This window comes from Acidovorax sp. Leaf73 (assembly GCF_916855635.1).
GTDB classification, from domain to species: Bacteria; Pseudomonadota; Gammaproteobacteria; order Burkholderiales; family Burkholderiaceae_C; genus Acidovorax; species Acidovorax facilis.
Genome location: NZ_CAKASI010000003.1, coordinates 410,681 through 434,796, shown reverse-complemented (window position 1 = coordinate 434,796; position 24,116 = coordinate 410,681). Strand labels below are relative to the sequence as shown.

Sequence of the window (24,116 nt, the reverse complement as noted above, 5' to 3'; positions counted from 1 at the left end):
CTTGCAAGACGCGCATAAAACCGCCATCCAGATGAGGCCGCCTGGGGCCCGTTAAAAACGACCCGTGATTTCTTGCAGAGGAGTCCACTCGAATTCCTCAGACCCTGATGAACTTGGCGCATCTTGCAAAACTGCCGTCAGATCGATCCACCAGCCTGCAATGCGATACCTAGCCAGCCTATCTATGATCTGCCAAGGCACGCAAAATCCGCAAGATCAATCAATTCAATAACACAAATGCTCGGATTGCTGCGATTTTTTCTTGCATTGTCTGTGATCATTGCCCATTTGGCCGAAGGCGTGCAGTTCTTTGCTCATTGGGGGCTTTTCGCCGTATTTGGTTTCTACCTTATATCAGGCTACCTTATCACCACGATTCTAAATGAAACGTATCATTTCCGTTTTTCAGCCTTCGTAGTTAATAGATTTTTGCGCCTTTTTCCCATTTACTACGTGGTGGGTGTCGCCACGATACCGGTCATCATTCTGTCGGACAATGCATCTGGCTTTCACCCTGCATGGGCCACTCAAACCAGCTGGATCGATATTCTTGGAAATGCTCTCATAATACCATTTGAATTTTATGATTCATCTTTCCGCTTAGTGCCTCCAGCATGGTCAATCGCAGTGGAGTTGGTTAATTACCTCATACTTTGGCTCATTGTCGCGAGAAGCCGATCACTGGCAGTCCTGGTATTCCTGGTTGCTTGCGCATACCACATTGCAAGCCTGTGGAGTGGTGCCGATTGGGGAAAGCGGTATTATCCCTTCTATGCTGCGCTGCTGCCATTTTCGCTGGGTGCAATGGTCTATTTCTTTCGGAATTCTATCAACACCGGATCACCAAGAATCCAGGTATTACTTGCAAATTTTTCATTTGCCACATGGCTGATCAATCTGGCACTGTGTGATTTTCTAGGTGGAATCGGTGGTCGATTATTCAGCCTGCTGTTCTACGTGAACCTTGCAGCCCTATCGATTTTCTTGTACATGATGGTCAATTCGCCCAAAAGCGTTCCAAAATTGAAATGGGACAAGCAGATCGGGGACTTGGCATACCCCATATTTCTCACGCACTGGGTCATTTCCTATCTGGTAGGCCAATATTTTCTGGATGGGCAGCGCAGGGGAATGATTCTGCTTGCAGCTTCCATTGTTCCGATCATCGTGGTGTCCTACGCGCTGGCCAAAATGGCAGACAAAATGATCGAGCCCTTGCGAAACCAAGTGAGGAGCGAGATCAAACCCTGAGATTGCCGGAGCAAGTACGGATGCGACCTCCATCCATTCACCAGGGGTGCCGAGCCGGGCGGTGCTTGCCTAGAGCCCCAGTGACTCAAAAACGCCGCCCATGCGGTTTTCCACCTCCACATCCATCGCCATAGGACGGCCCCACTCGCGCAGCGTCTCCCCCGGCCACTTATTCGTGGCATCCATCCCCATCTTGCTGCCCAGCCCGCTCACAGGCGAGGCGAAGTCCAGGTAGTCAATCGGCGTGTGCTCCACCAGCAGGGTGTCGCGGGCAGGGTCCATGCGGGTGGTGATGGCCCAGATCACGTCCTTCCAATCCCGCACGTTCACATCGGCATCGACCACCACGATGAACTTGGTGTACATGAACTGGCGCAGGTGGCTCCACACGCCCATCATCACGCGGCGCGCGTGGCCGGCGTAGGCCTTGCGGATGCTGACCACCGCCATGCGGTAACTGCAGCCTTCGGGCGGCAGGTAGAAGTCCACGATCTCGGGGAACTGCTTTTGCAAGAGCGGGATAAACAGCTCGTTCATCGCCAGGCCCAGCACGGCGGGCTCGTCGGGCGGTTTGCCGGTGTAGGTGCTGTGGTAGATCGCGTCCTTGCGCAGGGTGATGCGGTCCACCGTGAGCACGGGGAACTCGGCGCATTCGTTGTAGTAGCCGGTGTGGTCGCCGTAAGGGCCTTCCAGCGCGTGCTGCCAGCCGCTCGGGTGGCTCGCGTCGGGCTGTATACGGCCTTCGAGCACGATCTCGGAGGTGGCGGGCACCTGCAGGGGCACGCCCAGCGCAGGCGTGACCTCGGTGCGGGCGCCGCGCAGCAGGCCGGCGAACTGGTACTCACTCAAGCTGTCGGGCACGGGCGTGACGGCGCCCAGCAGCGTGGCCGGGTCGGCCCCCAGCGCCACGGCCACGGGGTAAGGCTGGCCGGGGTGGGCGGCGCAGTGGTCGGCAAAGTCCAGCGCCCCGCCCCGGTGGGCCAGCCAGCGCACGATGACCTGGTTGCGCGAGAGCACCTGCTGGCGGTAGATGCCCAGGTTCTGCCGCGCCTTGCGCGGGCCACGCGTGATGGTCAGGCCCCAGGTGATGAGCGGGGCCACGTCGCCGGGCCAGCAGTGCTGCACGGGCAGGCGGGCCAGATCCACGTCCGGCCCCTCCCACACCTCCTGCTGGCAGGGTGCGCCGCGCGCCACGGTGTGCGGCGCCATGTTCCACAGGGTCTTGAGCAGCTGGCCCATGCCCAGCATGTCCTTGAAGCCTTTCGGCGCCTCGGGCTCCTTGAGGGTGGCCAGCAGTTCGCCCAGGGCGCGCACGCCGCGCAGGTCGGCCACGCCCATGGCGCGGGCCACGTGGTCTGTGGTGCCAAACAGGTTGGTGAGCACCGGCATGCGGTGGCCCGTGGGCTGGGTGAAGAGCAGCGCCGGGCCGCCTGCGCGCAGCACGCGGTCGCTGAGCGCGGTCATCTCCAGGTGGGGCGAGACGGGTTCGTGCACGCGACGCAGGTCGCCCGTGGCTTCAAGCTGGGCCATGAAGTCGCGCAGGTCGCGGTAGGCCATATCGGGTCCAGAATTTGAATGAAATTGGCCGCTAGCGCTTGTCCAATGAGCGTAAACAGCTATCAATTAGGAAGCGTTCAGCTCCAGACCCTGCCACCGAGGCGCCAGGTCGTGCGGCACATCGATAAGGTCGAGCGCGCGCGCCACGCTGGTGTCCACCACCTCGCCCACGGTCTGCGGGCGCAGGTAGAAGGCGGGCAGCGGCGGACAGATGATGCCGCCCATCTCGGTCACGGCCACCATGTTGCGCAGGTGCGTGAGGTGCAGCGGCGACTCGCGCACCATCAGTACCAGGCGGCGGCGCTCCTTGAGCGCTACGTCGGCCGCGCGCGTGAGCAGGTTGTCGGCCAGCCCATGCGCTATGGCAGCCAGCGTGCGCATGGAGCAGGGCGCGACCACCATGGCATGGCACTGGAACGAGCCGCTGGCGATGGCCGCGCCCACGTTGGCCACGTCGTGCACGCATTGGGCCAGGGCCTCGACGGCGGGGCGGTCCATGTCCAGCTCGTGCTGCAGGTTGCGCCAGCCGGCGTCGGAGACGACTAGGTGGGTCTCGATGCCGCTTTGGCTCTGCAGCACCTGCAGCAGGCGCGCGCCGTACACGGCGCCGCTGGCGCCCGAGATCGCGACGATGATGCGACGGGTGTGGGCAGCATCAGCCATGCGAGGGCTCCACGGCGGCAGAACGAACCAAGGGCTGCGCCTGCTGATCGGCCTCCACCTGCTCCAGCACCAGCGCGGCCTGCACGGGGTCAAAGTCTTCGTGCGCGCGTTTTTTCACACCGTATTGCTGCAGCTGGTAATGCCGGCCGGCCGCGATGCCGTGGCGCGCGAGCGTGCTTTTGACGCAGACCAGCGGGCAGCCGTCGAGCGCGATGATGGGCCGGCCCGAGCGCACGGTTTTCATGAGGTGCGGCACATCGCCACCCACCCCGGCGATGCACGACATCTCGGCCACGCCGCGCCGGTCGAGCTGCAGCGCCACGTGGTTGGCCAGCTGGGCGGCGCTGGAGCAGCCCGAGCAGGAATAGACCAAGGGGTGGTTCTGGGGATCGGTGTCGGTGGCCATGCTTATCCTCCGTTGCGTGGTGTGGGGTCCAGGCGGCGACGCAGGAGGCCCAGCACCTCGCGCGGCGCCAGCCTCTGCGCCCACTGGCGCGGGTCCAGCACCGGCAACTCGATGGCATCGAGCGCGTTCTTCACCACCAGGCCCAGCTCGGTGTCGCCCTCCATCGACAGGCGGCGGCTGAAGAACAGCGTGTCCGGGTCTTGCTGGCGCTGGGCCAGCAGCAAAAAATCATGGGCTGTGGCGCTCAGCGTCACGTCGGCCACCTGCGGCAGCACCAGCGGTGCGTGGGGGGCGAAGCGCTGGCCTGTCCAGGCGAAGTCAAAGGCCAGGCGCGCATCGCGCACCTGCACGCGCATCTTCTTGTGGAGCAACAAGCGGCCCACGTCATCGGGCAGGTGCCGCGCGAGCGCCAGGTTGAGCGCCGTCACCAGCAGCATCGAGCCGGGGTAGGCGGGCAGGCGTGCCAGCAAAGCCCCCACGGGCGGCGGCACTTGTCGTTGGTTCGCGGCAGGCGTGGGCGAAGAAGGGAAAGCAGCCATTGGTAGAAGACGGGCCCTCAGGCCACGTAAAAAAACACGGTGAAAAAATGGCAGACGCTGCCGGCCAGCACAAACAGGTGCCACAGCCCGTGGCCGTGGCGCACGCGGTGGTCCAGTGCATAAAAGACGATGCCCAGCGTGTAGCAGGCGCCGCCCGCCAGCAGCCAGGCAAACCCGGCAGGCGTGAGCGCATGCCACAACGGCACCACGGCCACCAGCGCCAGCCAGCCCATGAGCACATAGATGACCAGCGACAGCACGCGTGCACCCCGCGCCCACCAGATCTCCTGCGCAATGCCCAGCAGGGCCAGGCCCCACACCACGCCCAGCAGCGACCAGCCCCAGGGCCCGCGCAGCGACACCAGCGCAAACGGCGTGTAGCTGCCCGCAATCAGCAGGTAGATGCTGCAGTGGTCCAGCTTTTGCAGCACGGCCTTGATGGTGCGTCGGCGCACGCTGTGGTACGCGGCGGAGGCGGCGTACAGCGCCACCAGCATGGCGCCGTAGATGCTGAACGCCACCACCTTCCACGGATCGCCCAGGCGCGCAGCAAGGGTGATGAGCACAGTCGCGCCCGCCGTGGCGAGCAGGGCGCCGACCAGGTGGCTGATGCTGTTGAAACGTTCGCCGGGGTACATGCGGTGATTCGCTTCGCGTTATGGATGCATGGCAGGCCGCGCGGCACCACCACCTACAGCGCCATGCAGCCCCTGCTCCAGGCCCGGTCGCCCGAACCAGTAGCCGTTGCAGGGCAGATCGGGCATGAAGGGCTGCATGCGCTCCACATAGTCAGGTGCCTTTTCGCCAGCATCCTCCGCAGCCACGGCGCGGCGGGCTTCGTCAAACGCCGCGATCACCTGCGGCATGTGCTGGGCCTGCGGGCTCAGGCGCACCACGTCCACGCCTTGGGTGCGCATCGCCGCCAGCTCGTTGGCCAGGTTGTAGACGCGGGCCGACTGGGTCTGCGTGCCGTTAAGCACGAGAAAGCCCTCGCTCTCGCGCGTGCGCAGCGGCAGGCCGTCAGGATGGTCGAGGCAGCTGAACTGGCAGTCGTCCTTGGGCAGGTTGCGGTGGCGGGCGGTGAAGCAGCGCGCCGAATAGGCCAGGGGCATGCGGCCGTAGGCAAACACCTCGGTCTCGATGCCTGCGGGCCGCTGCGCCAGCACAGCAGCGAGCGCATCCTGCGACATCTCCAGCGGCATCACCCAGCGCGTGGCGCCCCGTTGCGCCATCCATTGCAACGAGGGCGCGTTGTACAGGTTCAGGTGCGGCCCGGCCACAAAGGCCTGCGGCCCGGCGGGTGCACGCGCAAGGCAGCTCACCGCACCCATGTCATTGGCCTCGACCAGAAACTCGCCGTTGCCTGTGATCTTGTGCATCACGCCCACGTCGGCGCTGGACTCGATGAGCACCTGGCTGGACAGCACCGCCTCCTTGCCCGCGTCCCGCAGCATGCGCGCCAGCGCCAGCCAGTCGGCCAGGCGCAACTCATGGCGGCGTGAGCACACCGTCTCGCCCAGGTACACCACATCCACGGGCGTGGCGGCCATGGCCTCGTAGAACGCGAACACGGTGTCGCGGGGCCAGTAGTACAGCAGCGGGCCGAGAGAGAGTTTCATGGGGCGATCTCCGGGGTTTCATCGTGATATTTCGGATTCAAAGCGGCGCACCGACCTTCGATCTGGCGCGATCCAGGCCAGGGGACGCCGCGCAAGGGCCGCCAAGCCGCGTATGCGGCGCTTCGCTGTCGTGCGCTGGCGTTGTCCCCCTTCCCCTAGCGCGAAGCGCGTAGAGAGAAGGGGGAAGCCGCGCAGCGGCTCAGGGGGTTGTCGCCTGATCATTTCATTTCCAGGGGCGGTGGTAGGCGCCCAGCGTGTGCTGCTGGCCTTCTGCCACCTGGTCCAGGCTGGCCATCCAGCGCGTCTTGGGCGCATAGCGGTGCGGGTAGGACAGGCACTGGTCCATGGCCTCGCGCCAGACCTGGGTGACCTGCGCCACATACGCGGGGCTGCGCTGGCGGCCTTCGATCTTGATGGCGCGCACACCCATCTTGAGCAGCTGGGGCAGCAGCTCCAGCGTGTTGAGGCTGGTGGGCTCTTCGATGGCGTAGTAGTTCTCGTCATCCCCCACGTCGAAGCGGCCCTTGCACAGTGTGGGGTAGCCCGCGTTCTCGCCGGGTGCATAGCGGTCGATGAGCACACCGTTCAGGCGCGACTCGCGGCCCTGCGGGGTCTCCACCCAGCGCACGGCCTTCGGGGGTGAACACACGCCATGCGTGTTGGGCGATTCGCCCGTCGCGTACGACGACAGCGCACAGCGCCCCTCGACCATCACACACAGGCTGCCGAAGCCGAAGACTTCGATCTCGACCGGCGTGCGATCGATGACCTGGCGCACCTGCTCCATCGAGAGCACGCGCGGCAGCACGGCGCGCACGATGCCGAACTGCTCGCGGTAGAAGTTGATGGCCTCGTAGTTGGTGGCCGAGCCCTGCACCGACAGGTGCAGGCGCAGCCGGGGATGGTGCTGCACCGCGTAGTGCATGAGGCCGGGGTCGGCCAGGATGACCGCGTTCACGCCCAGGTCCACCGCCTTGTCCAGTGCGCTGCGCCACGGCCCCGGGTTGGCCGCCTGCGGGTAGGTGTTGAGCGCCATGAAGACCTTGCAGCCGCGACCATGCGCATAGGCAATGCCGTTGGCGATGGCGGCCTCGTCAAAGTTGAGGCCCGCAAAATTGCGCGCATTGGTGGCGTCGCGCAGGCCCAGGTAGACGCAGTTGGCGCCGTGGTCCACAGCGGCCTTCAGGGCGGGCAGGCTGCCGGCGGGGCAGACGAGTTCCAGTCCGGGGGTTGCAGCTTCAGGCAGCACCGCCTCCATCGATTTCAGGGGTTCCATCACAAACATTCAAACGCGGGCCCCGGGCCGGGCCACAGCACTGGGCGCCACCATAATGAGGACACCCCACGCATCCGCTGATCTTCATCAACGGCGGTGCACAATTCCGGAGCAAACCAGTCGGGTTTTGATGTGGCCCGCCTCCGCAGCGCACCCCATAGCCGCCAGGCCTTGACTTGCGTCTACGCTGTCCCACTTTTCGTTCCTTCCTTTTGCCCAACCCGGGCGCTGCCCTGTCATGAACAAGAACCTGTGGCTGCTGGCGCTGTGCCAAGGCCTTTTCCTCACCAACAACGTTGTCTTCATTGCCATCAATGGCCTGGTGGGCCTGCAGCTGGCGCCCTTTGGCTGGATGGCCACGCTGCCGGTGATGGGCTACGTGGTGGGCGGGGCGCTGTCCACCCCGCTGGTGGCGCGCACGCAGTCGCGCTGGGGGCGCAAGGTGTCGTTCCAGATCGGGCTGGCCGTGGCCGTGGCATCGGCCGCGCTGTGTGCCTGGGCGGCGTTCAGCGGCAGCTTCTGGCTGCTGTGCACCGCTACGCTGGTGGCGGGCTACTACAGCGCCAACGGTGGCCTGTACCGCTTTGCGGCCGCCGAGCTGGCGGCCCCGGACTACCGCGAGAAGGCCGTGTCGTTGGTGCTGGCCGGTGGCCTGCTGGGCGCCGTGGCAGGCCCCAACCTGGCCAGCGCCACGCGCACCTTGTTCCCGGTGCCGTTTGCGGGCGCGTACATCGCGCTCATCGGCGTGGCGCTGTTGTCCATGCTGTGCATGGCAGCCATCCGGTTCGAAGCGCAACCCGTGGTGCTCAACGCTGCGGGCCAACGCGAGCAGGGGCGCCCCCTCTCTGTACTGATGCGCCAGCCTGCCTTCATCGTGGCCATTGTGGGCGCTGCGCTGGGCTATGGGGTGATGAACCTGCTGATGGCGGCCACGCCTCTGGCCATGCAGGTGTGTGGCTTTGACTTTGACGCCTCGGCGCTGGTGCTGGAGTGGCATGTGATTGGCATGTTCGCTCCCGGCTTTGTCACCGGCCACCTCATCAAGCGGTTTGGCGTGCTGCCCATCATGGGCACGGGGGTGTTGCTCAACTTCGCCTGCGTAGCCGTGGCGCTGATGGGCGTGGAGCTGCACCACTTCGGCATTGCGCTGTTCTTCCTGGGGGTGGGCTGGAACTTCCTGTTCACCGGCTCCACCACGCTGGCCATGACGGCCTACCGCCCCGAGGAGAAGGACCGCGCCCAGGCGGCCATCAACTTCTGCGTGTACGCCACGCTGGCGCTGAGTGCGTTCTCGTCGGGCGTGCTGGTCACGACGCAGGGATGGACGCTGCTGAACGCCGGTTCGCTGGTGCCGATTGTGGTGACGGGGCTGGCACTGGCCTGGCTGGGTGTGCAGCGCAAGCGCGTTTCACGCGGCGTCTGAAGGCACCTCAGCCACAGCGCCTTCTGCGGCCACCGTGGTGCGCAGCCACTGTGCAAACGCCGCCACCGCCCGGTCTTCCAGGCGCCCCGGCGCCACGAAGAGGCTGTAGCCCCGCGCACCGCTGTCGTGGTGCGGGTGGGCCAGCACCAGCTCGCCCGATTGCAGTTCGCGCTCCACAAAATACCGGGGCACCAGGCCTAGCCCCAAGTCGGCGCGCACGGCCTCCACCAGCATCGAGAACAGATCAAAGCGGTGGCCTCCCAACGTGTGGCCGGGGATGCGCGTGATGCCCGCACGGGCCAGCCAGTCGTCCCAGGCGCCCAGGCGCGAGCTGAGCTGCAGCAGCGGCACGGCCCGAAAATCGCCGCGCTCCGTCGCACGCCGGTGGCGCGACTGCGGTGCACACACGGCCACGCAAACCTCGGGCATCAGGGGCGCTGGCACCACACCGGGCCAGGCCGCGTCGTCGTACTGCACGGCCACGTCGAACGGTATCTCCGCCATGTAGATCTGCGTGGGGTACACCTGCAGGTGCAGGCTGCAGCCTTTGTGCTGCGCAAGGAAGGCAGGCAGCCGGGGCAGCAGCCAGCGCTCGGCAAACACCGGCACGCAACCCACCAGCAGGCGCGCGCCATCGGGCCGCTGGGCCATGGCTTCGAGGGTGTGGTTCTGCAGCCGCAGCAAGTCGCCCACCACCTGCGCGTGGTAGCGGCGGCCTACGTCGGTGAGCGTGGAGCCGCGTGCGCCGCGCTGCACCAGCTGCAGGCCCAGCTGGCCCTCCAGCAGGCGCAGCTGCTGGCTCACGGCGCTGTGGGTGAGGCAGAGTTCTTCGGCGGCTTTGCTCACGCCGTGGTGGCGTGCCACGGCATCGAAAACAAGCAGGGCGCGGGTGCTGGGGATGTGTTTGCGCATGTAAGAAAAACTGTCGGCTGGGCAGATTAAAGCAGAGCCCAGGGGCGGGGTTCGGTCCAACAATTGCGTGGCCCTGCATGCCGGCCCACGGCTCCATCCACGATGGCTGGACAGGCCGGTCACCCCTTCCGTTTGTGTTCGTGTTTCGCTGGATCACCATGACTCTCCCTCTCCATACCTTCCGTGCCACAGCCCTTGCGGGTGCCATGGCCCTCGCCTGCGCCGCCTTGCTGCCCGGTGCCGCCCATGCGCAGTTCGGCGCCGTGGCGCCCACGCCCACCACGCTGCGTCCCGCCGTGGACAAGGCCTACGGCCAGCTCATGGCTGCGCCCCAGATCCTGCAGCTGCTTGACGCCGTGAAGGCCGACCACGACCGCGCCACCGAAGACCTGCGCATGCTCACCGAGATCGAGGCGCCGCCGTTCAAGGAACAAAAGCGTGCCGAAGCCTTTCTTGCCCGGCTCCAGGCCCTGGGCCTGACCAACGCCGCTATCGATGCCGAAGGCAATGTGGTGGGCGTGCGCAAGGGCACGGGCAACGGCCCCAAGCTGGTCATCTCGGCCCACCTGGACACGGTGTTCCCATCCGGCACCGACGTGAAGGTGAAGGAGCGCGACGGCAAGCTCTAAGCGCCCGGCATTTCCGACAACACGCGCGGCCTGGCCGTGCTGCTGTCGTGGCTCAAGGTGCTGAACGACCAGAAGATCGCCACCGTGGGCGACCTGGTGTTCGTGGGCAATGTGGGCGAGGAAGAGCTGGGCAACCTGCGCGGCATGAAGCACCTTTTCAAGGAACACCTGGACATCGACGGCATGGTGGCGCTGGAGCCCGCGCCCGATGGCACGGTGCTGGTGCTGGGCACGGGCAGCCACCGCCACGAGGTGACCTTCAAGGGCCCGGGCGGCCACAGCTACGCCGCGTTCGGCGAGGTGCCCAGCGCCATCCACGGCATGGGCCGCGCCATTGCCAAGATCGCCGACATCCGCACGCCCAAGAGCCCCAAGACCACGTTCACTGTGGGCACTGTGGGCGGCGGCACATCCGTCAACACCATCGCGCCGGATGCGCGCATGGCGGTGGACATCCGCTCCGACGAAACAGCCCCGATGCTGGCCACCGAAAAGCAGGTGCTGGCCGCCGTGGACAGCGCCGTGACCGAAGAGAACGCACGCTGGGGCGTGAACACCCTGAGCGCATCGACCAAACTCATCGGCGACCGGCCCGGTGGCCGCACGGCGGCGGATTCGGTCATTGTGGAAGCGGCCGTGCGCGCCAACACGGCGTTTGGCCGCAAGACCATGCTGGGCGGCGCCAGCACCGACGCCAACGTGCCGATGTCGCTGGGCATCCCCGCCATCGTGATCGGGGGCGGCGGCAAGACGGGCGGGTTCCACGCACTGTCCGAGTGGATTGACCTGACGGACGCCTGGAAGGGTGCTCAGACCTCGCTGGTCACGGTGCTGGGGCTGGTGGGGGTGCAGGGTGTGAGCGCACCGCTGCTGGACAAGCGCCCACCCCGCACCAAGTAGTTGCGCGGCAGCGGGGCGCCCTCTCAGCGACACACACCAGCGCGGGAGTGGAGCGGGCCGTGGATGGCGTGTTGCCGCGTGCCCTGCCGGGCAGGGCCCGCAGCACCACAATTCACGATTGTTGACATGAAGGAGACGCCAAGGTGCGTACCATGGGTGGTTCCGTCCGGGGCGGCGCACCGCCGTCTTTTATCCCTCTGCAGGAGAACACCATGGGTTTGCTCGATTCCGTTCTGGGTGCCGTTATCAACAATGCATCGCAAGGCGGCAATGGCGCCGCTGCAGCCGGTGGGGCCGGGAGTGGCCTGGGCGGCTTGATCAGCCTGGCTGCGCAGAACCCGCAGCTGGTGCAGGCCGTGATGTCCCTGATCAGCAACGACGGCCCGGTGGGTGGTCTGCCGGGGCTGATGGCCAAGTTTCAGCAGGCGGGGCTGGGCAATGTGATTGCGTCCTGGCTGAGCGCGGGGCCGAACCAGGCGATCTCAGGTGAGCAGTTGTCCAACGTGCTGGGCGCCGGCCCGCTGTCGCAGATCGCATCGCAACTGGGCGTGGGCCCTGGCGCTGCAGCAGGCCAGCTGGCCCAGGTACTGCCGGGCCTGATCGACCAGCTCAGCCCGCGCGGCGAGGCGCCGCAGGGCGGGTTTGGCACCTCGAACGACCTGTTCGGAATGCTGGGCGGATTGTTACAAAAATGATAGCTGCTAGCGCTTGATAGATAAGCGCTGGCGGCCATTTTGGCTTGAAATTTTGGGTAACCGCGACGACCCGGCTACCTCACTGCCGGACAGCGCCGCACCAGCCACTGCTGCAGCAGGTCGAACACCGGCTCGGCCAGTTCCGGGCTTTCATTGAACAGCTCGTGGAACAGGGGTTCAAAGCAGTGTGCATGCACGACGGCCTTGGGGGCTGCGGCCGCAAAGGCACGGCTGCCCGCAGGGTGGACCAGCTTGTCGCTGCCCGCCCACATCAGCAACGTGGGCACGCTCCAGTGCGTGGCGCGGGCCACGGTGGCGGGGCCGCCGTTGGCGATGAAGCGGGCCAGGCGAGCGCTGATGCGGTCGTGGCACAGCGGGTCGGCCAGGTAGGCCGCGACCACGGCCGGGTCGTGCGAGAGGTACTGCGCATCGAGCCCATTGCCCACGCGCAGGTTGGGTGCGATGCGCGGCAGCGTGGCCAGCAGCAGCTTTTGCACGGCGCCCAGGCCCGCATCCAGCGCGGGGGATGACAACACCAGGGCGTCCACAGGCCGTATCTTCAACGACACAAAACGCGAAGCCACAAGCCCGCCCATGCTGTGGCCCAGCAGCACCAGGGGCTGGCCTGCGGGCATGCGGGCGCGCGTGGCGTCCACCAGGTCGGCCAGGTCATCCAGCAGGCGCAAGTCCGAAGTGAGGCCGCCACGCGGCCCTCCGGATTCGCCGTGACCATACTGGTCGTAACCCCGCACGGCAAAACCCCAGTCGTTGAGGCGGCGGGCCACCGCGTCGTAGCGGCCCACATGTTCGCCCAGGCCGTGCACCAGCAGCACGGTGCCCCGGCAGGGCTCGCCCTCGGGCAGGGGCCAGTCCTGCACAGCCAGGTTTTCGCCGTCGCTGGCGGTGAAGGTGGTGAGGGTGGAGGGAATGGGGTCGTCAGAGATCATGGCGGGCGGTGCTGTTGAGCGGGCAATCGCTCAACCAGGAAAGAACAGGAAGGCAATCCCATAAAAAGGCGGTACGGCATGGCCCGGCGGTGGCCGAACGAATCACGCGTGGCGCAACCCACATCAGGCGATGGAGGCCCAGAGGTCGTCCCAATCCGTGGGCAGAAAATTGCCTTCGCGGCGCAACACCTGCTGGTGCTGGCGGTTGAGCACATAGTGCGTGGGGCGGCGGGTGATGGTGCCAAAGCTGTCCTGGTGCCCCACAGCGTTGCGCCAGGCAATCGGAAAGCGCTGCTCGGCAGGCACGGACACTTTGAGCAGCTCGATGTACTGCATGAAGTCCGCGTTTTTGTCGTCCATGTTCACGCCCAGCAGCACATAGTCGCGCTGGCGGTTGTTCGTATAGAACTCGCGCATCAGCCGCAGCTCGTTGGTGCACAGGGCGCAGCCAGCGGTGAAAAAGCTCACCAGGCACACCTTGCCCGCAAAGTCGGTCAGTGCGACAGGCTTGCCTTCGCTGTTGGTGCCCAACAGCGTGTGGCGCGGGCCAGGAGCGGCAACCCCCGCCGTTGCCGCAGGCGCCTGGGCGTGGACGAGAGGGTGTACCGCAGCGGCCAGTGTGGTGGCCGTACAGGCGTGGAGAAAAGCGCGTTTGTCCATGGTGATCTGTGCCTGCCAGAAGGGTGTGAGGACTTGCGCAAACCGGAACGCAGCGGCCGCATCGCTTGGAGCGTGCCGGCTGCCCATGCCCATGCCCATGCCCATGCCCATTTTTGCGTCAGTCGTGGGTGTGAAAGAACGGTGAAAGCTGAAAAGATCGCGCCTATCAGCCCGCTGCGGCAGGTGCGACCGCCTGCTGTGCCATGCCTGCAATCACCTGCGCCACGGCGGCGGTGAGCTTTTTGGCGTAGGGCACATGCAGGAACTCGTTGGGGCCGTGGGCGTTGCTCTTGGGGCCGAGCACACCACACACCATCATTTGCGCGGTGGGGAAGCCTTCGCTGAGCATGTTCATGAGCGGGATGGTGCCGCCCTGGCCGATGTAGCCGCAGGGCGCACCAAAGTGGGCCTGCGAGGCGGCGTTGAGCGCCTGCTCGAACCAGGGCGTGGTGGCGGGGGCATTCCAGCCTGTGGCGCCGCTCATGCTCTGGAAGGTGACCTTGGCCTGGTAGGGCGCGTTGTCTTCCAGCAAGGCCTTGAGTTCCTGCACAGCCTGGGCGGCATCTACCAGGGGCGGCAGGCGCAGGCTGAGCTTGAAGGCGGTGTAGGGGCGCAGCACATTGCCTGCGTCCTGCAGGGCCGGGAAGCCTTCGGCGCCGGTCACGCTCAGCGTGGGCTCCCAGGTGCGCTTGAGCAGGGCCTGCAGCGGGTCGGTGGTGGTGGGCAATGCAAAGGTGGTGGAGCCGCCGCAGTCGTAGTGCGCCCAGGGGAAGCGCTTGTACACCTCTTCGCCCAGGATGCCCGCCGTGGCGCGGGCCTGGGCCAGGCGGTCGGCAGGCACTTCGCAATGAAAGCTCTGGGGCAGGAGACGGCCGGTGGCACTGTCTTCGAGCCGGTCGAGCACCTGCCGCATGATGCGGAACGACGAAGGCACCAGGCCCGAGGCGTCACCGGAGTGGATGCCTTCGGTGAGGATCTCGACCTTGAGCGTGCCGGTGGCCATGCCGCGCAGGCTGGTGGTGAGCCACAGCTGGTCGTAGTTGCCGGCGCCCGAGTCCAGGCACACCACCAGTGCCACGTTGCCCATACGGGGCTTGAGGGCGTCGATGTAGGGCAGCAGGTCGCGCGAGCCGCTTTCCTCGCAGGTCTCGATCAGGCCCACGATGCGCGGGTGGGGCACGTTCTGGCGCTTGAGCTCCTGCACGGCCGCGATGCTGGCATAGACCGCGTAGCCGTCATCGGCGCCGCCGCGGCCATAGAGCTTGCCGTCTTCGTATTTGGGCGTCCAAGGGCCGAGGTCGTTGCGCCAGCCGCTGAACTCGGGTTGCTTGTCGAGGTGGCCGTACATGAGCACGGTATCGGTGGCGCCGGCCTGGGTGGCGTCGATTTCAAAGAACAGCACGGGGGTGCGGCCTGGGAGGCGCACGATTTCGAGCGTGAGGCCTTCAACCTTCTGCGACTCGACCCACGCGGCGGCGTTGCGCACCACGGTGTCGAGCAGGCCCTGCTCGGCCCAATCGGGCGAGAACATGGGCGACTTGGCGGGGATGGCGATGTAGTCGGTGAGCTGGCGAACAATGTCGTTGTCCCAGGCTTGGCTGACCCGTTCGAGGGCCAGGGCGGGTTGCAGGGCGTGGGGGGGGACTCGGGCGTTCATGGGCAGCTCTCCTGAATACGGCGGATCTTGTGGACCGAAACCAGCATTCCAACACAACGCCTGTGCGGGCGCCATGGCAGGTATCCATACACCCGCGACATAGTCTGGCAGCGCTGTGGCAGGGGGCGCAGCTCTTCTTCGGGTGGTGCGCCCAGCGTGGCCCGTCCCGCGTCCCTCTTGGGGTCAATACCGAGAAACAGGATGCGTGTCGGGATTGGCCTGTGCCGCCGCCAGGGAGGCGGGGCGCCGCAGGCTGGTGGACACCTCCACCCGGTTGCGGCCGTTTTCCTTGGCCTGGTAGAGCGCACGGTCGGCTGCGGCGATCAGCATGTCCCAGCTGTCGCCGGGCTCCAGCCGGCCGCCAAAGACGCCAATGCTGACCGTGACGGCAATGCCCAGGGCCGCGTCGGTGGTTGCATCTGGCGCGGCTCCGCCCACTGCGCGGATGCGGCAGCGCGATTCCTCCACCGCCTTGCACAGTTCTCGCGCCAGCTGCTCGGCCCCCAGCAACGTGGTGTCGGGCAGCACCACCATGAATTCCTCACCCCCGTAGCGGCCCACCAGGTCCTGCGCCCGCACGCGCTCGCTCAGCACATTGACCACGCTGCACAGCACCTGGTCACCGGCGGGGTGCCCGTAGCGGTCGTTGACCCGCTTGAAGTGGTCGATGTCCACCATCATGAGCGCGATGGATTCGCGCGAGCGCACGGCGCGCGAGACGTCGCGGTCCAGCGCCGCGATCAGCGAGCGGCGGTTGGCCACGCCGGTAAGCGGATCCAGCGCCGCCATGATGCGGTTGTTCTCGTCGGCACGGTCGCGTGACATGAACACAAATCCCATGGAGCTGATGAGCACCACCGAAAACGTGGCCATGAAGGTCAGCGTCTGCAGCAGGCTGCCCTGGAGGATGCTGGTGGCCGTCTGGCTTTCGCCCAATGCCAGCAACGCGCGGCCGCCCAGCACCAGCGCCTCCAGGCCCAGCCCGGCCACCAGCAGCCACTGCCCGCGCCCCACGGTGGCATGGCGGCGCTCCAGGGCCGCTACCAGAGCCCACACGGCCTGCAGCCCGATGACCAGGCCCACAAAACTCGCGCGCGCCGGAAAGTTGTCGATAAACACGATGACAAAACACGTGACCAGCGCCGACGGTGTGAGCAGCAGCAGCCACCGTGGCGGGCGCCCCTGGAACTGGTAGATCGCGGCGATCATCCCCACAAACACGCAGGACAGCAGCAGGTTGCCCAGCACGATGGACACCACATCCGGCACCAGGCCCCGCAGCATGATCAGCAAATGCCCGACGGCATTGACCATCAGGGCGGCCGCCCACCGTCCCAGGCCATCGCGCCGACGCCCCCAGCCCACCACAGCCATGGAGGCGGCCATCATGAGCGAACTCACGATGATCATGACCAGCATGGTGGGAACGTGGGCGGCCATGGATGGGGGTGGGCGGTGTGGTGGGGGGGTTTCAGATCAGCATAAACGAAGGTCTGCAGACCGCAAACCGCCAGATGACCACGCGTCCCCGCCGCACAGTCGATTGGTCGGATGCAGTGGGCTATTGCAACTGGGCGGGTGCGCGCGCGCCACTGCCGGGGGCGTGCACCGCCTCGCCCTCGCCCGTTTGTGCCATGGGCGCGGCCAGGGCCGCGCGCTGGGTGTAGCCGATACCGCCACCGGCAGCGCCCTCGGCCCGCGAGAGCTTGAACACCTGCACCGCCCCCGCAAGACGGGAGGCCTGCTCCCGCAGGCTTTGGGCTGCGGCGGCGGATTCCTCCACCAGGGCAGCGTTCTGCTGTGTCATCTGGTCCAATTGGTTGACGGCAGTGTTGACCTGGCCGATGCCGTCGGACTGCTCGCTCGATGCCGCTGTGATCTCACCAATGATGTCGCCCACGCGTTTGACCGAGCCCACGATCTCGTCCATGGTGGTGCCCGCGTTCTGCACCAGGCGTGCGCCCGATTCCACCCGCTCCACCGAGGCGCCGATGAGCGCCTTGATCTCGCGCGCGGCCTCGGCACTGCGCCCTGCCAGACTGCGGACCTCGCTGGCCACCACGGCAAAGCCCCGGCCCTGTTCGCCAGCACGGGCAGCTTCCACTGCCGCATTCAGCGCGAGGATGTTGGTCTGGAAGGCAATCGAATCGATGACGCCGATGATGTCGGCGATCTTGCGCGAGCTTTGGTTGATGTCGCCCATGGTGGTGACCACCTCGCCCACCACCTGGCCACCGCGTGCGGCCACGGCGGCGGCGGTGCTGGCCAGCTGGTTGGCCTGGCGCGCGGCGTCGGCCGACTGGCGCACGGTGGAGGTGAGGTGCTCCATGCTCTGCGCGGTCTGCGCGAGGCTGCTGGCCGTGGCCTCGGTGCGGGCCGACAGGTCCTGGTTGCCGCTGGCGATCTCGGCGCTCGCGGTGGTGATGCTGTCCACCGCCGTGCGCACCTGCTGCAGCATCTGCGTGTAGCGCTGGCGCATGCCTTCCACCTCCTGCACCAGCGCGCCGATTTCGTCGCGCCGCGTGGTGCGGAATTCTTCGGTCAGGTCGCCCTGCGCTACCAGGGTGATGGCCTGGGTCAGATCCTGCAGCGGGCGGCTTACGCCCCGGCGCAGCATGAGGAACAGGCCAATGGCCAGCAGCACCACGGCCACGGCCATCAAGCCCCACACGGCGAGCGTGACGCGGCGCTGGCTGGCCATGGCCTCGCCGTCGGCCACCTCCGCCACCACCCACCAGCCGCCGCCGGTTTTGCGCACCAGGGCCCAGGGGTCTTCGGCACCGGTGCCCAGCACGGGCGCGGCCTCGCGCACAAAGCCGTCGGGCGATGCGGCCAGGGCTTCAAAAAACGGGCGGGCCTGGGGGTAGGCTTCCAGCACACGCTTGCCGCGTGCCGTGGGGTGGTACACGAACACCGCCTTGTCGAGCGAGGTGCCGGGGTTGATCACGTACGTGCCGCCATGCTCGAAGAATTTTGTCTGCGTGACCTGCTTTTGCAGCATGGCGTGGAACACGCTGATGTCGTTGCCGATGAACAGCAGCGCAATCACCTTGCCCGAAGCGTCTTTGGCGGGCAGGTAGTGGCCCATGAAGGGCTTGCCGCCCACCACGGTGACGCCGGTGTAGGGCTCGCCCTTGGACACGGTGGCATAGGCCGGGTCGTCCTTGCCCAGCGGCGTGCCCTGCTGGCGCGCGCCCTGTTCGTTCTTGACCGAGGTGGTGATGCGCACGAAGTCATCGCCCTTCTTGGCGAACACGGTGGCGATACCGCCGGTCTCGCTGGCGAACTTGTCGACCGAGCCGTAGTCCTCGTTCACCAGCGCGCCGTAGCTGCGCAGCTCGCCCGAGGCTTCGTCGAGCTGCATGGTGGCCTCGAAGTAGCGCTGAAAGCCCTTCATGGTCAGCTGCACCAGCTCGCGGTTGGTGTTGTCGGCGGCGTCCAGCGACTGCGCCACGCTCTGCGCGGTGTCGCCCACACTGGAGGCGACCAGGGCGCGGGTGCTGCGCTCGGTGAGCACGGCAATGGCCAGCCCCACCAGCACCAGCACCAGGGCCACCAGCGCAATGGCGGTCAGCGTGACCTGGCGCGCGACGGAACGGTTGTTGGCAACGGAAGCAGCCATGCAGTGTGTCTCCTGGAGATTGAAAGCCCAAAGCCGGCTGTCGCCGGTCTGCGGTCACTCTACGTCCAGAGGCTTGTTACATTTATTCACGCATTCCCTTACGCAAAGCTGCGTACCTCAACGCCGCCGATGTGTGAGTCATGGCCTGCGAAACTGGCACTGCCCAAGCCGAGGACGCCGAGCAAGTACCGCCCCACAACGAAGGCGTAGGGGGAAGGCGCAAAGCGACTCAGCGGATCTTCCCAGTCATCCAGCCCAGGCCTTGCGAGGTGCCCGCTGCGGGCCGGTATTCGCAGCCGACCCAGCCGCCGTAGCCCAACGCGTCGATGGTGTCGAAGAGAAAGGGGTAGTTCAGCTCCCCCCGGTCCGGCTCGTGGCGCCCGGGCACACCGGCAATCTGAACATGCGCCACCCGGCCCGTGGGCAGGTACTGGTGCAGCTTGGTGGCCACGTCACCCTCCACGATCTGGCAGTGGTAGAGGTCCATCAGCACCTTGAGGTTGGGGGCCTGCGCCGCATCAAGCAGCTCGTGCGCGTGATCCTGCCGGTTCAGAAAGTAGCGCGGCATGTCGCGCAGGTTGATGGGCTCGATGAGGATGTCGCACCCCGCACGCGCAGCCTCGGCCGCCGCCCAGCGCAGATTGCCAACGCACAGGTCCTTGAGGGATTCGCGCTCCACGCCGGGCGGCACGATGCCCGAGAGCACGTGGATGCGCGGGCAGCCCAGCACCTCGGCATAGCGCAGGGCTTCTTGCACGCCCGCGCGGAACTCGGCCTCATGCCCAGGCAGCGCTGCGGTGCCGCGCGCGTTCTGGTCCCACGCCGCCGCCATGCGGCTGCGGTCGGTGCCGCCAGGCGGGGCATTGAACAGCACCAGCTGCAAGCCGTTGTCCGCAAGCCGGGCCGCCACCTCGACGGGCTCGAAGGCATAGGGAAACAAGAACTCCACCGCCGTGAACCGGTCGCGCGCCGCAGCGGCAAAACGGTCCAGAAACGGCAGCTCGGTGTACATCAGGCTCAGGTTGGCGGCAAACTGGGGCATGGCGGGCGCGGGCGGAAGGTGGAATCAGAGCGCAGCAGCTTATCGTGCAGCATCGGGGCCAGCAGCCCTTGACAAGCCTCAACCAGGCTCCACCCATGAAAAATATGAGCAAAATTGGCACCTAGCGCTTAATGGATAAGCGCCAGTAGCTATTAATTTAATAGTATTTTGCTCTCCTACCAGGACACCCAATGCGCATCGGAGAACTCGCCCAACGCACCGGCACCACGCCCAAGGCCATCCGGCTGTACGAGGCCCGGGGCCTGCTGGGCACGGTGGCGCGCGCAGGCAGCTACCGCCACTATGGCGAGGCCGATGTGGCCCGCGTGTTGCTGATCCGCCAGGCCCAGGCGCTGGGTTTTCGGCTGTCGGAGCTGGATGGCCTGCCCCACATCGACACCGCTGCAGGCTGGGAACGCATGGCCCAGCTGGTGGCCGGGCGGCGGGCCGCCGTGGCGCAGGAGCTGGCGCGCCTGTCAGCGCTGGACGCGCAGCTGGCGCTGTTGGAAGCCGAGCTGCACACCTGCGACACGCTGGCCGTGCCCATGGCACCCGAAGCCTGCGCCGCGCCCTCCACACTGGCGGTGGCACCTCCAGCGCACAACCCCGCGCAATTTGGTGCAGCGACCACGGCGGGCGCTGCGAGATTCACCGCGACTTGACCTGACCGCTTGACTCTGCCCCGTGGGGCAGGGTGACCATGGCGCCATCAACAACACCGTGATGGAGCGTCTGTGGCAGAGCAACAAAACATTCTGGTCATCCTGGGCCACCCCACCGCCGAGAGCCTGTGCGCAGGCATGGCACGTGCCTATGCCGAGGGCGCCAGGCGCGCAGGGGCGCAGGTGCGGTTTCTGGACGTGGGTCAGCTGACCTTCAACCCCCTGTTCCAGGGCTATGGCGCTGCCCAGCCGCTGGAACCCGATTTGCTGGCCGCGCAGGCAGACATCACCTGGGCGCACCATCTGGTGTGGGTCTATCCGATCTGGTGGGGCGCCATGCCCGCGCTGCTCAAGGGTTTTATCGACCGCGTGCTGCTGCCCGGCTATGCCTTCAAGTACCGCAAAGGCTCATCACTGTGGGACAAGCTGCTGGCCGGCCGATCGGCCGAGCTGCTGGTGACCATGGACTCGCCGCCCTGGTACTTCCGCTGGGTCACACGCATGCCAGGGCACCACCAGATGAAGAAGGCCATCCTGGAGTTCTGCGGCATCAGCCCCGTGCAGGTGCACAGCTTTGGCCCGGTGCGCAGCGCCAGCACCGAGCGGCTGGCGCAGTGGGTGGAAAAGGCGAGGCAACTGGGGCAGCGCCAGGGGGCACGCTCCGCGCCGGGCAAGCCGCGCCCGGCACCCGTCACTTCGTCGCCATGAATGCTTGAACGGCAGCTCGGCCCACGGCCGGGTCGTCGGTGAAGAAGCCGTCGATGCCTGCGCGCAGATAGGCCGTGATCTCACCCACGCTGTCGCCGCGCACGGTGCCATCGGTGGCGGGCGCCTTTTTCAGCCCGGCGGGCAGAAAGGCGTTTTCGGGCCGCAGCGTCCAGATGTGTACGCCCAGGCCTTCGGCGCGGGCGCGCGCCACCAGCGGGGTGGGTTCGCCCGGCACGCCATCCTTGACCGGCACCACCAGCGTCTTGAACGGGCCGATGGCATTGGCATAGGTGGCCACCTGCTTCAGGCCTTCGGGCGTGATCAGGTCGGCATAAGCGCGCGTGTTGGCCGCGCCCTGCGCCACAAAGTCATACGGCCGGCCCGAAGGCGCGACCAGCTGCACCAGGCGCACGCTGCTGAGTTTGCGGATCGCCTGCAAGTTGCTGACCTCGAAGGACTGCACGAACACGGGCGCGTCCTTGTGGTTCCAGCCGTTTTTCTCCAGCACGGCCAGCAGCGGCGCCTCCAGCGGCAGGCCGATGGACTGGAAGTAGGTGGGGTGTTTGGTCTCGGGGTAGATGCCGATGGTCCTGCCCGTCTTGGCTGTGGCCGCCTTGGCCAGGTCGATCACCTCCTGCAACGTGGGCACCTCGAACCGACCGTTGTAGGCCACGTTGGCCGGGCGCTGCGCGGGGATGCGCTCGCGGGCGCGCAGGGTCTTGAGTTCGGCCAGGGTGAAGTCTTCGGTGAACCAGCCGGTGATGGCCTGGCCGTCAATGGTCTTGGTGGTTTTGCGGCCCGCAAACTCGGGGCGGTCCACCACGTCGGTGGTGGCTTCCTTCACAGAGCCATCGGCGCCCAGGATGGCGATGGCGTTCTCGTGCCGCGCCACCAGCACGCCGTCCTTGGTGATCACCAGGTCGGGCTCGATGATGTCGGCGCCGTCGTCAATGGCCTGCTGGTAGGCGGCCAGCGTGTGCTCTGGCCGCAGCGCCGAGGCGCCCCGGTGGGCAATGACGGTGGGGGTGGGTGGCCAGGCCTGGGCCACGGCGCCCAGCGCCCAGGTGGTGAGCAGCGCGGCGGCAGTCACGGCGCGCAGTGCAGTGCGTTTCATGCGGGTCTCCTACAAGCAGAGCCCGCACCTTAGCCGATGCGTTTGACAGCGTCGTGTCGCGAGGATGCCTACGCGTGTTCGAAGTGAAAAACGGCCGTGCCCGCGCGTGCATTGGGCAGCCAACGCACCTCTTGCCCGTCCTGCAGCCCGAAGGAGTCGAGGATGCGCAGGCTGTTCTTGGTGGCCAGCACTTCGAAGTCTTTGTAGGTGCCCACACGGATGTTGGGCGTGTCGTACCACTGGTAGGGCAGGCGCCGCGTCACCGGCATGCGCCCGCGCAGGATGGACAGGCGGTTGGGCCAGTGCGCAAAGTTAGGGAAGGCCACCACACCCGTGCGGCCCACGCGCGCTGTCTCGCGCAGCATGGTCTCGGCATTGCGCAGGTGCTGCAGCGTGTCGATCTGCAGCACCACGTCAAAGCTGTTGTCGTCGAACATGGCCAGCCCCTCGTCGAGGTTGAGCTGGATCACATCCACCCCGCGCTGCACGCAGGCCAGCACGTTGGCGTCGTCGATCTCCACGCCATAGCCACTGCAGCCGCGCTCGCGCTGCAGGTAGTCGAGCATGGCGCCGTTGCCGCAACCGAGGTCGAGCACGCGCGAGCCGGGGGGCACCAGGCGCGCCAGGGCTTGCATCGCCGCTTTTTCGGTCATGGTTGCAACTCCTTGGCAATGCTATCGAAGTAAGAGCGCATGACGCCCATGTACCGGGCGTCATCGAGCAAAAAGGCATCGTGCCCGTGGGGCGCGTCGATCTCGGCGTAGCTCACGCTGCGGCGGTTGTCGAGCAAGGCCTTCACGATCTCGCGGCTGCGCTTGGGCGAAAAGCGCCAGTCGGTGGTGAAGCTCACCAGCAGGAACCTGGCCTGCGCCCGGGCCAGGGCCCGCGTGAGGTTGCCGGCATGGGTGCGCGCGGGGTCGAAGTAGTCGAGCGCGCGGGTGATGAGCAGGTAAGTATTGGCGTCGAAGTAGTCGCTGAACTTGTCGCCCTGGTAGCGCAGGTAGCTTTCGATCTGAAACTCGATGTCCTGGGTGCTGTATTTCAGTTCCAGGCCTTCGCGCAGCTGTCGGCCGAACTTCTCGTTCATCACATCGTCGCTCAAGTACGTGATGTGGCCGATCATGCGGGCGATGCGCAGGCCACGCTTGGGGATCACGCCGTGGCGGTAAAAGTGGCCGCCGTGGAAGTCCGGGTCGGTCACGATGGCGCGGCGGGCCACTTCGTTGAAGGCGATGTTCTCGGCCGTGAGGTTGGGCGCACTGGCCACCACCACCGCGTGGCGCATGCGCTCGGGGTACTGCAGCGTCCAGCTCAATGCCTGCATGCCGCCCAGGCTGCCGCCCAGCACGGCGGCCAGTTGCTGGATGCCCAGACGGTCGAGCAGGCGGGCCTGGGCGTTGACCCAGTCTTCCACCGTGACCACCGGGAAGTCCGCGCCATAGACCTCGCCCGTATCGGGATGGTTGTGCATGGGGCCGGTGGAGCCAAAGCAGGAGCCCAGGTTGTTCACGCCGATCACGAAGAAGCGGTCGGTGTCCACGGGCTTGCCGGGGCCGATCATGTTGTCCCACCAGCCCTCGCTCTTGTCCTGCCCGGCGTAGACGCCCGCGACGTGGTGCGAGGCATTGAGGGCGTGGCACACGAGCACGGCGTTCGAGCGGTCGGCATTGAGCGTGCCGTAGGTCTCGTAGGCCAGGTGGTAGTCGCGGATGGACGCACCGCTTTGCAGCGGGAGCACCTCCGGAAAATGCATGGACTGGGGCGTGGCAAAAAACGACATAAAAAAACCCGGCGTCGCTAAAAACGAGGCCGGGCGGATGTGTCGGACGGGTCT

The 24,116-nt window shown here is 66.4% G+C and carries 22 protein-coding genes and 1 pseudogene; 6 read left to right on the top strand and 17 right to left on the bottom strand.

Features of this window, described 5'->3' with window-relative positions:
- The first annotated feature begins 237 nt into the window (after nucleotides 1-237).
- Entirely contained in the window at nucleotides 238-1,251 is a 1,014-nt protein-coding gene (locus tag LPA35_RS11815) for an acyltransferase (protein ID WP_228897114.1), read from the top strand.
- Nucleotides 1,252-1,320: 69 nt separating this feature from the next.
- Here LPA35_RS11815 and ubiD read toward each other — a convergent pair whose 3' ends face one another.
- The 7 genes from ubiD to LPA35_RS11780 form a co-directional block, all read right to left on the bottom strand.
- Nucleotides 1,321-2,808 (bottom strand): 4-hydroxy-3-polyprenylbenzoate decarboxylase, encoded by a 1,488-nt coding sequence (ubiD, locus tag LPA35_RS11810; RefSeq protein ID WP_228897113.1) that lies wholly within the window; start codon nucleotides 2,806-2,808, stop codon nucleotides 1,321-1,323.
- A gap of 66 nt (nucleotides 2,809-2,874) precedes the next feature.
- Nucleotides 2,875-3,471, bottom strand: a complete 597-nt coding sequence (locus tag LPA35_RS11805; protein ID WP_228897112.1) for a UbiX family flavin prenyltransferase — start codon at nucleotides 3,469-3,471, stop codon at nucleotides 2,875-2,877.
- Nucleotides 3,464-3,877, bottom strand: a complete 414-nt coding sequence (locus tag LPA35_RS11800) for a putative zinc-binding protein (RefSeq protein WP_228897111.1) — start codon at nucleotides 3,875-3,877, stop codon at nucleotides 3,464-3,466. The genes LPA35_RS11805 and LPA35_RS11800 overlap by 8 nt, the downstream gene beginning before the upstream one ends.
- A gap of 2 nt (nucleotides 3,878-3,879) precedes the next feature.
- Nucleotides 3,880-4,416: an SCP2 domain-containing protein gene (locus tag LPA35_RS11795; protein WP_228897110.1), complete on the bottom strand. Its 537-nt coding sequence runs from the start codon at nucleotides 4,414-4,416 to the stop codon at nucleotides 3,880-3,882.
- A gap of 17 nt (nucleotides 4,417-4,433) precedes the next feature.
- The gene (locus LPA35_RS11790) at nucleotides 4,434-5,054 is read right to left on the bottom strand and encodes a hemolysin III family protein (protein ID WP_228897109.1); all 621 of its coding nucleotides are present in this window, start codon (nucleotides 5,052-5,054) and stop codon (nucleotides 4,434-4,436) included.
- Nucleotides 5,055-5,072: 18 nt separating this feature from the next.
- A complete protein-coding gene (locus tag LPA35_RS11785; protein WP_228897108.1) occupies nucleotides 5,073-6,035 on the bottom strand; it encodes a U32 family peptidase in 963 nt (320 codons plus the stop codon).
- A gap of 223 nt (nucleotides 6,036-6,258) precedes the next feature.
- Nucleotides 6,259-7,293, bottom strand: coding sequence for a peptidase U32 family protein (locus tag LPA35_RS11780; RefSeq protein ID WP_370641432.1), 1,035 nt, complete (start codon nucleotides 7,291-7,293; stop codon nucleotides 6,259-6,261).
- A gap of 256 nt (nucleotides 7,294-7,549) precedes the next feature.
- Between LPA35_RS11780 and LPA35_RS11775 the strand changes: the two genes are divergently transcribed.
- On the top strand, nucleotides 7,550-8,734 hold the full coding sequence (locus LPA35_RS11775) for an MFS transporter (RefSeq protein WP_228897106.1): 1,185 nt from the start codon (nucleotides 7,550-7,552) through the stop codon (nucleotides 8,732-8,734).
- Here LPA35_RS11775 and LPA35_RS11770 read toward each other — a convergent pair.
- Nucleotides 8,720-9,646 (bottom strand): LysR family transcriptional regulator, encoded by a 927-nt coding sequence (locus LPA35_RS11770; RefSeq protein WP_228897105.1) that lies wholly within the window; start codon nucleotides 9,644-9,646, stop codon nucleotides 8,720-8,722. The two genes, LPA35_RS11775 and LPA35_RS11770, sit on opposite strands and share 15 nt — an antisense overlap.
- Nucleotides 9,647-9,852: 206 nt before the next feature.
- Between LPA35_RS11770 and LPA35_RS11765 the strand changes: the two are divergent.
- Together LPA35_RS11765 and LPA35_RS11760 are read left to right on the top strand one after the other, a co-directional pair.
- Nucleotides 9,853-11,175 (top strand): annotated as a pseudogene (locus tag LPA35_RS11765) (M20/M25/M40 family metallo-hydrolase).
- 212 nt (nucleotides 11,176-11,387) lie between these two features.
- Nucleotides 11,388-11,870, top strand: a complete 483-nt coding sequence (locus LPA35_RS11760; RefSeq protein WP_228897104.1) for a YidB family protein — start codon at nucleotides 11,388-11,390, stop codon at nucleotides 11,868-11,870.
- A 74-nt stretch (nucleotides 11,871-11,944) separates the two neighbouring features.
- Here the strand turns inward: LPA35_RS11760 and LPA35_RS11755 are convergent, their stop codons facing one another.
- From LPA35_RS11755 to otnI, 6 genes are all read right to left on the bottom strand, one after another.
- The gene (locus LPA35_RS11755) at nucleotides 11,945-12,817 is read right to left on the bottom strand and encodes an alpha/beta hydrolase (RefSeq protein WP_228897103.1); all 873 of its coding nucleotides are present in this window, start codon (nucleotides 12,815-12,817) and stop codon (nucleotides 11,945-11,947) included.
- Nucleotides 12,818-12,940: 123 nt separating this feature from the next.
- Nucleotides 12,941-13,588, bottom strand: coding sequence for a peroxiredoxin (locus LPA35_RS11750; protein WP_228897102.1), 648 nt, complete (start codon nucleotides 13,586-13,588; stop codon nucleotides 12,941-12,943).
- Nucleotides 13,589-13,643: 55 nt separating this feature from the next.
- The gene (locus tag LPA35_RS11745) at nucleotides 13,644-15,134 is read right to left on the bottom strand and encodes a M20 family metallopeptidase (protein WP_228897101.1); all 1,491 of its coding nucleotides are present in this window, start codon (nucleotides 15,132-15,134) and stop codon (nucleotides 13,644-13,646) included.
- Between the two features lie 183 nt (nucleotides 15,135-15,317).
- Complete coding sequence (locus LPA35_RS11740) at nucleotides 15,318-16,574, bottom strand: diguanylate cyclase (protein WP_121421690.1); 1,257 nt, start codon at nucleotides 16,572-16,574, stop codon at nucleotides 15,318-15,320.
- Between the two features lie 121 nt (nucleotides 16,575-16,695).
- The gene (locus LPA35_RS11735; protein ID WP_228897100.1) at nucleotides 16,696-18,756 is read right to left on the bottom strand and encodes a methyl-accepting chemotaxis protein; all 2,061 of its coding nucleotides are present in this window, start codon (nucleotides 18,754-18,756) and stop codon (nucleotides 16,696-16,698) included.
- Between the two features lie 229 nt (nucleotides 18,757-18,985).
- Nucleotides 18,986-19,798 (bottom strand): 2-oxo-tetronate isomerase, encoded by an 813-nt coding sequence (gene otnI, locus LPA35_RS11730; protein WP_218300763.1) that lies wholly within the window; start codon nucleotides 19,796-19,798, stop codon nucleotides 18,986-18,988.
- A gap of 191 nt (nucleotides 19,799-19,989) precedes the next feature.
- On the opposite strand from otnI, the gene LPA35_RS11725 reads away from it, so the two are divergent.
- Nucleotides 19,990-20,460 carry a MerR family transcriptional regulator gene (locus LPA35_RS11725; protein WP_228897099.1) on the top strand — a complete coding sequence of 157 codons (471 nt, stop codon included), beginning with the start codon at nucleotides 19,990-19,992 and terminating at the stop codon, nucleotides 20,458-20,460.
- A gap of 72 nt (nucleotides 20,461-20,532) precedes the next feature.
- A complete protein-coding gene (locus LPA35_RS11720; RefSeq protein ID WP_218300761.1) occupies nucleotides 20,533-21,168 on the top strand; it encodes an NAD(P)H-dependent oxidoreductase in 636 nt (211 codons plus the stop codon).
- Here the strand turns inward: LPA35_RS11720 and LPA35_RS11715 are convergent.
- From LPA35_RS11715 to LPA35_RS11705, 3 genes are all read right to left on the bottom strand, one after another.
- Nucleotides 21,152-22,282, bottom strand: coding sequence for a glycerophosphodiester phosphodiesterase (locus LPA35_RS11715; RefSeq protein WP_228897098.1), 1,131 nt, complete (start codon nucleotides 22,280-22,282; stop codon nucleotides 21,152-21,154). The two genes, LPA35_RS11720 and LPA35_RS11715, sit on opposite strands and share 17 nt — an antisense overlap.
- 68 nt (nucleotides 22,283-22,350) lie before the next feature.
- Complete coding sequence (gene metW, locus LPA35_RS11710) at nucleotides 22,351-22,935, bottom strand: methionine biosynthesis protein MetW (RefSeq protein ID WP_108498592.1); 585 nt, start codon at nucleotides 22,933-22,935, stop codon at nucleotides 22,351-22,353.
- Nucleotides 22,932-24,062, bottom strand: coding sequence for a homoserine O-acetyltransferase (locus tag LPA35_RS11705; protein ID WP_142149827.1), 1,131 nt, complete (start codon nucleotides 24,060-24,062; stop codon nucleotides 22,932-22,934). The genes metW and LPA35_RS11705 overlap by 4 nt, the downstream gene beginning before the upstream one ends.
- Between the last annotated feature and the right edge of the window lie 54 nt (nucleotides 24,063-24,116).

Excerpts from the sequence above, each read along its gene's own strand:
- LPA35_RS11815 (WP_228897114.1), top strand. The coding sequence starts at position 238 with ATGCTCGGATTGCTGCGATTTTTTCTTGCATTGTCTGTGATCATTGCC.
- ubiD (WP_228897113.1), bottom strand. The coding sequence starts at position 2,808 with ATGGCCTACCGCGACCTGCGCGACTTCATGGCCCAGCTTGAAGCCACG.
- LPA35_RS11805 (WP_228897112.1), bottom strand. The coding sequence starts at position 3,471 with ATGGCTGATGCTGCCCACACCCGTCGCATCATCGTCGCGATCTCGGGC.
- LPA35_RS11800 (WP_228897111.1), bottom strand. The coding sequence starts at position 3,877 with ATGGCCACCGACACCGATCCCCAGAACCACCCCTTGGTCTATTCCTGC.
- LPA35_RS11795 (WP_228897110.1), bottom strand. The coding sequence starts at position 4,416 with ATGGCTGCTTTCCCTTCTTCGCCCACGCCTGCCGCGAACCAACGACAA.
- LPA35_RS11790 (WP_228897109.1), bottom strand. The coding sequence starts at position 5,054 with ATGTACCCCGGCGAACGTTTCAACAGCATCAGCCACCTGGTCGGCGCC.
- LPA35_RS11785 (WP_228897108.1), bottom strand. The coding sequence starts at position 6,035 with ATGAAACTCTCTCTCGGCCCGCTGCTGTACTACTGGCCCCGCGACACC.
- LPA35_RS11780 (WP_370641432.1), bottom strand. The coding sequence starts at position 7,293 with ATGGAGGCGGTGCTGCCTGAAGCTGCAACCCCCGGACTGGAACTCGTC.
- LPA35_RS11775 (WP_228897106.1), top strand. The coding sequence starts at position 7,550 with ATGAACAAGAACCTGTGGCTGCTGGCGCTGTGCCAAGGCCTTTTCCTC.
- LPA35_RS11770 (WP_228897105.1), bottom strand. The coding sequence starts at position 9,646 with ATGCGCAAACACATCCCCAGCACCCGCGCCCTGCTTGTTTTCGATGCC.
- LPA35_RS11760 (WP_228897104.1), top strand. The coding sequence starts at position 11,388 with ATGGGTTTGCTCGATTCCGTTCTGGGTGCCGTTATCAACAATGCATCG.
- LPA35_RS11755 (WP_228897103.1), bottom strand. The coding sequence starts at position 12,817 with ATGATCTCTGACGACCCCATTCCCTCCACCCTCACCACCTTCACCGCC.
- LPA35_RS11750 (WP_228897102.1), bottom strand. The coding sequence starts at position 13,588 with ATGGGCATGGGCATGGGCATGGGCATGGGCAGCCGGCACGCTCCAAGC.
- LPA35_RS11745 (WP_228897101.1), bottom strand. The coding sequence starts at position 15,134 with ATGAACGCCCGAGTCCCCCCCCACGCCCTGCAACCCGCCCTGGCCCTC.
- LPA35_RS11740 (WP_121421690.1), bottom strand. The coding sequence starts at position 16,574 with ATGGCCGCCCACGTTCCCACCATGCTGGTCATGATCATCGTGAGTTCG.
- LPA35_RS11735 (WP_228897100.1), bottom strand. The coding sequence starts at position 18,756 with ATGGCTGCTTCCGTTGCCAACAACCGTTCCGTCGCGCGCCAGGTCACG.
- otnI (WP_218300763.1), bottom strand. The coding sequence starts at position 19,798 with ATGCCCCAGTTTGCCGCCAACCTGAGCCTGATGTACACCGAGCTGCCG.
- LPA35_RS11725 (WP_228897099.1), top strand. The coding sequence starts at position 19,990 with ATGCGCATCGGAGAACTCGCCCAACGCACCGGCACCACGCCCAAGGCC.
- LPA35_RS11715 (WP_228897098.1), bottom strand. The coding sequence starts at position 22,282 with ATGAAACGCACTGCACTGCGCGCCGTGACTGCCGCCGCGCTGCTCACC.
- metW (WP_108498592.1), bottom strand. The coding sequence starts at position 22,935 with ATGACCGAAAAAGCGGCGATGCAAGCCCTGGCGCGCCTGGTGCCCCCC.
- LPA35_RS11705 (WP_142149827.1), bottom strand. The coding sequence starts at position 24,062 with ATGTCGTTTTTTGCCACGCCCCAGTCCATGCATTTTCCGGAGGTGCTC.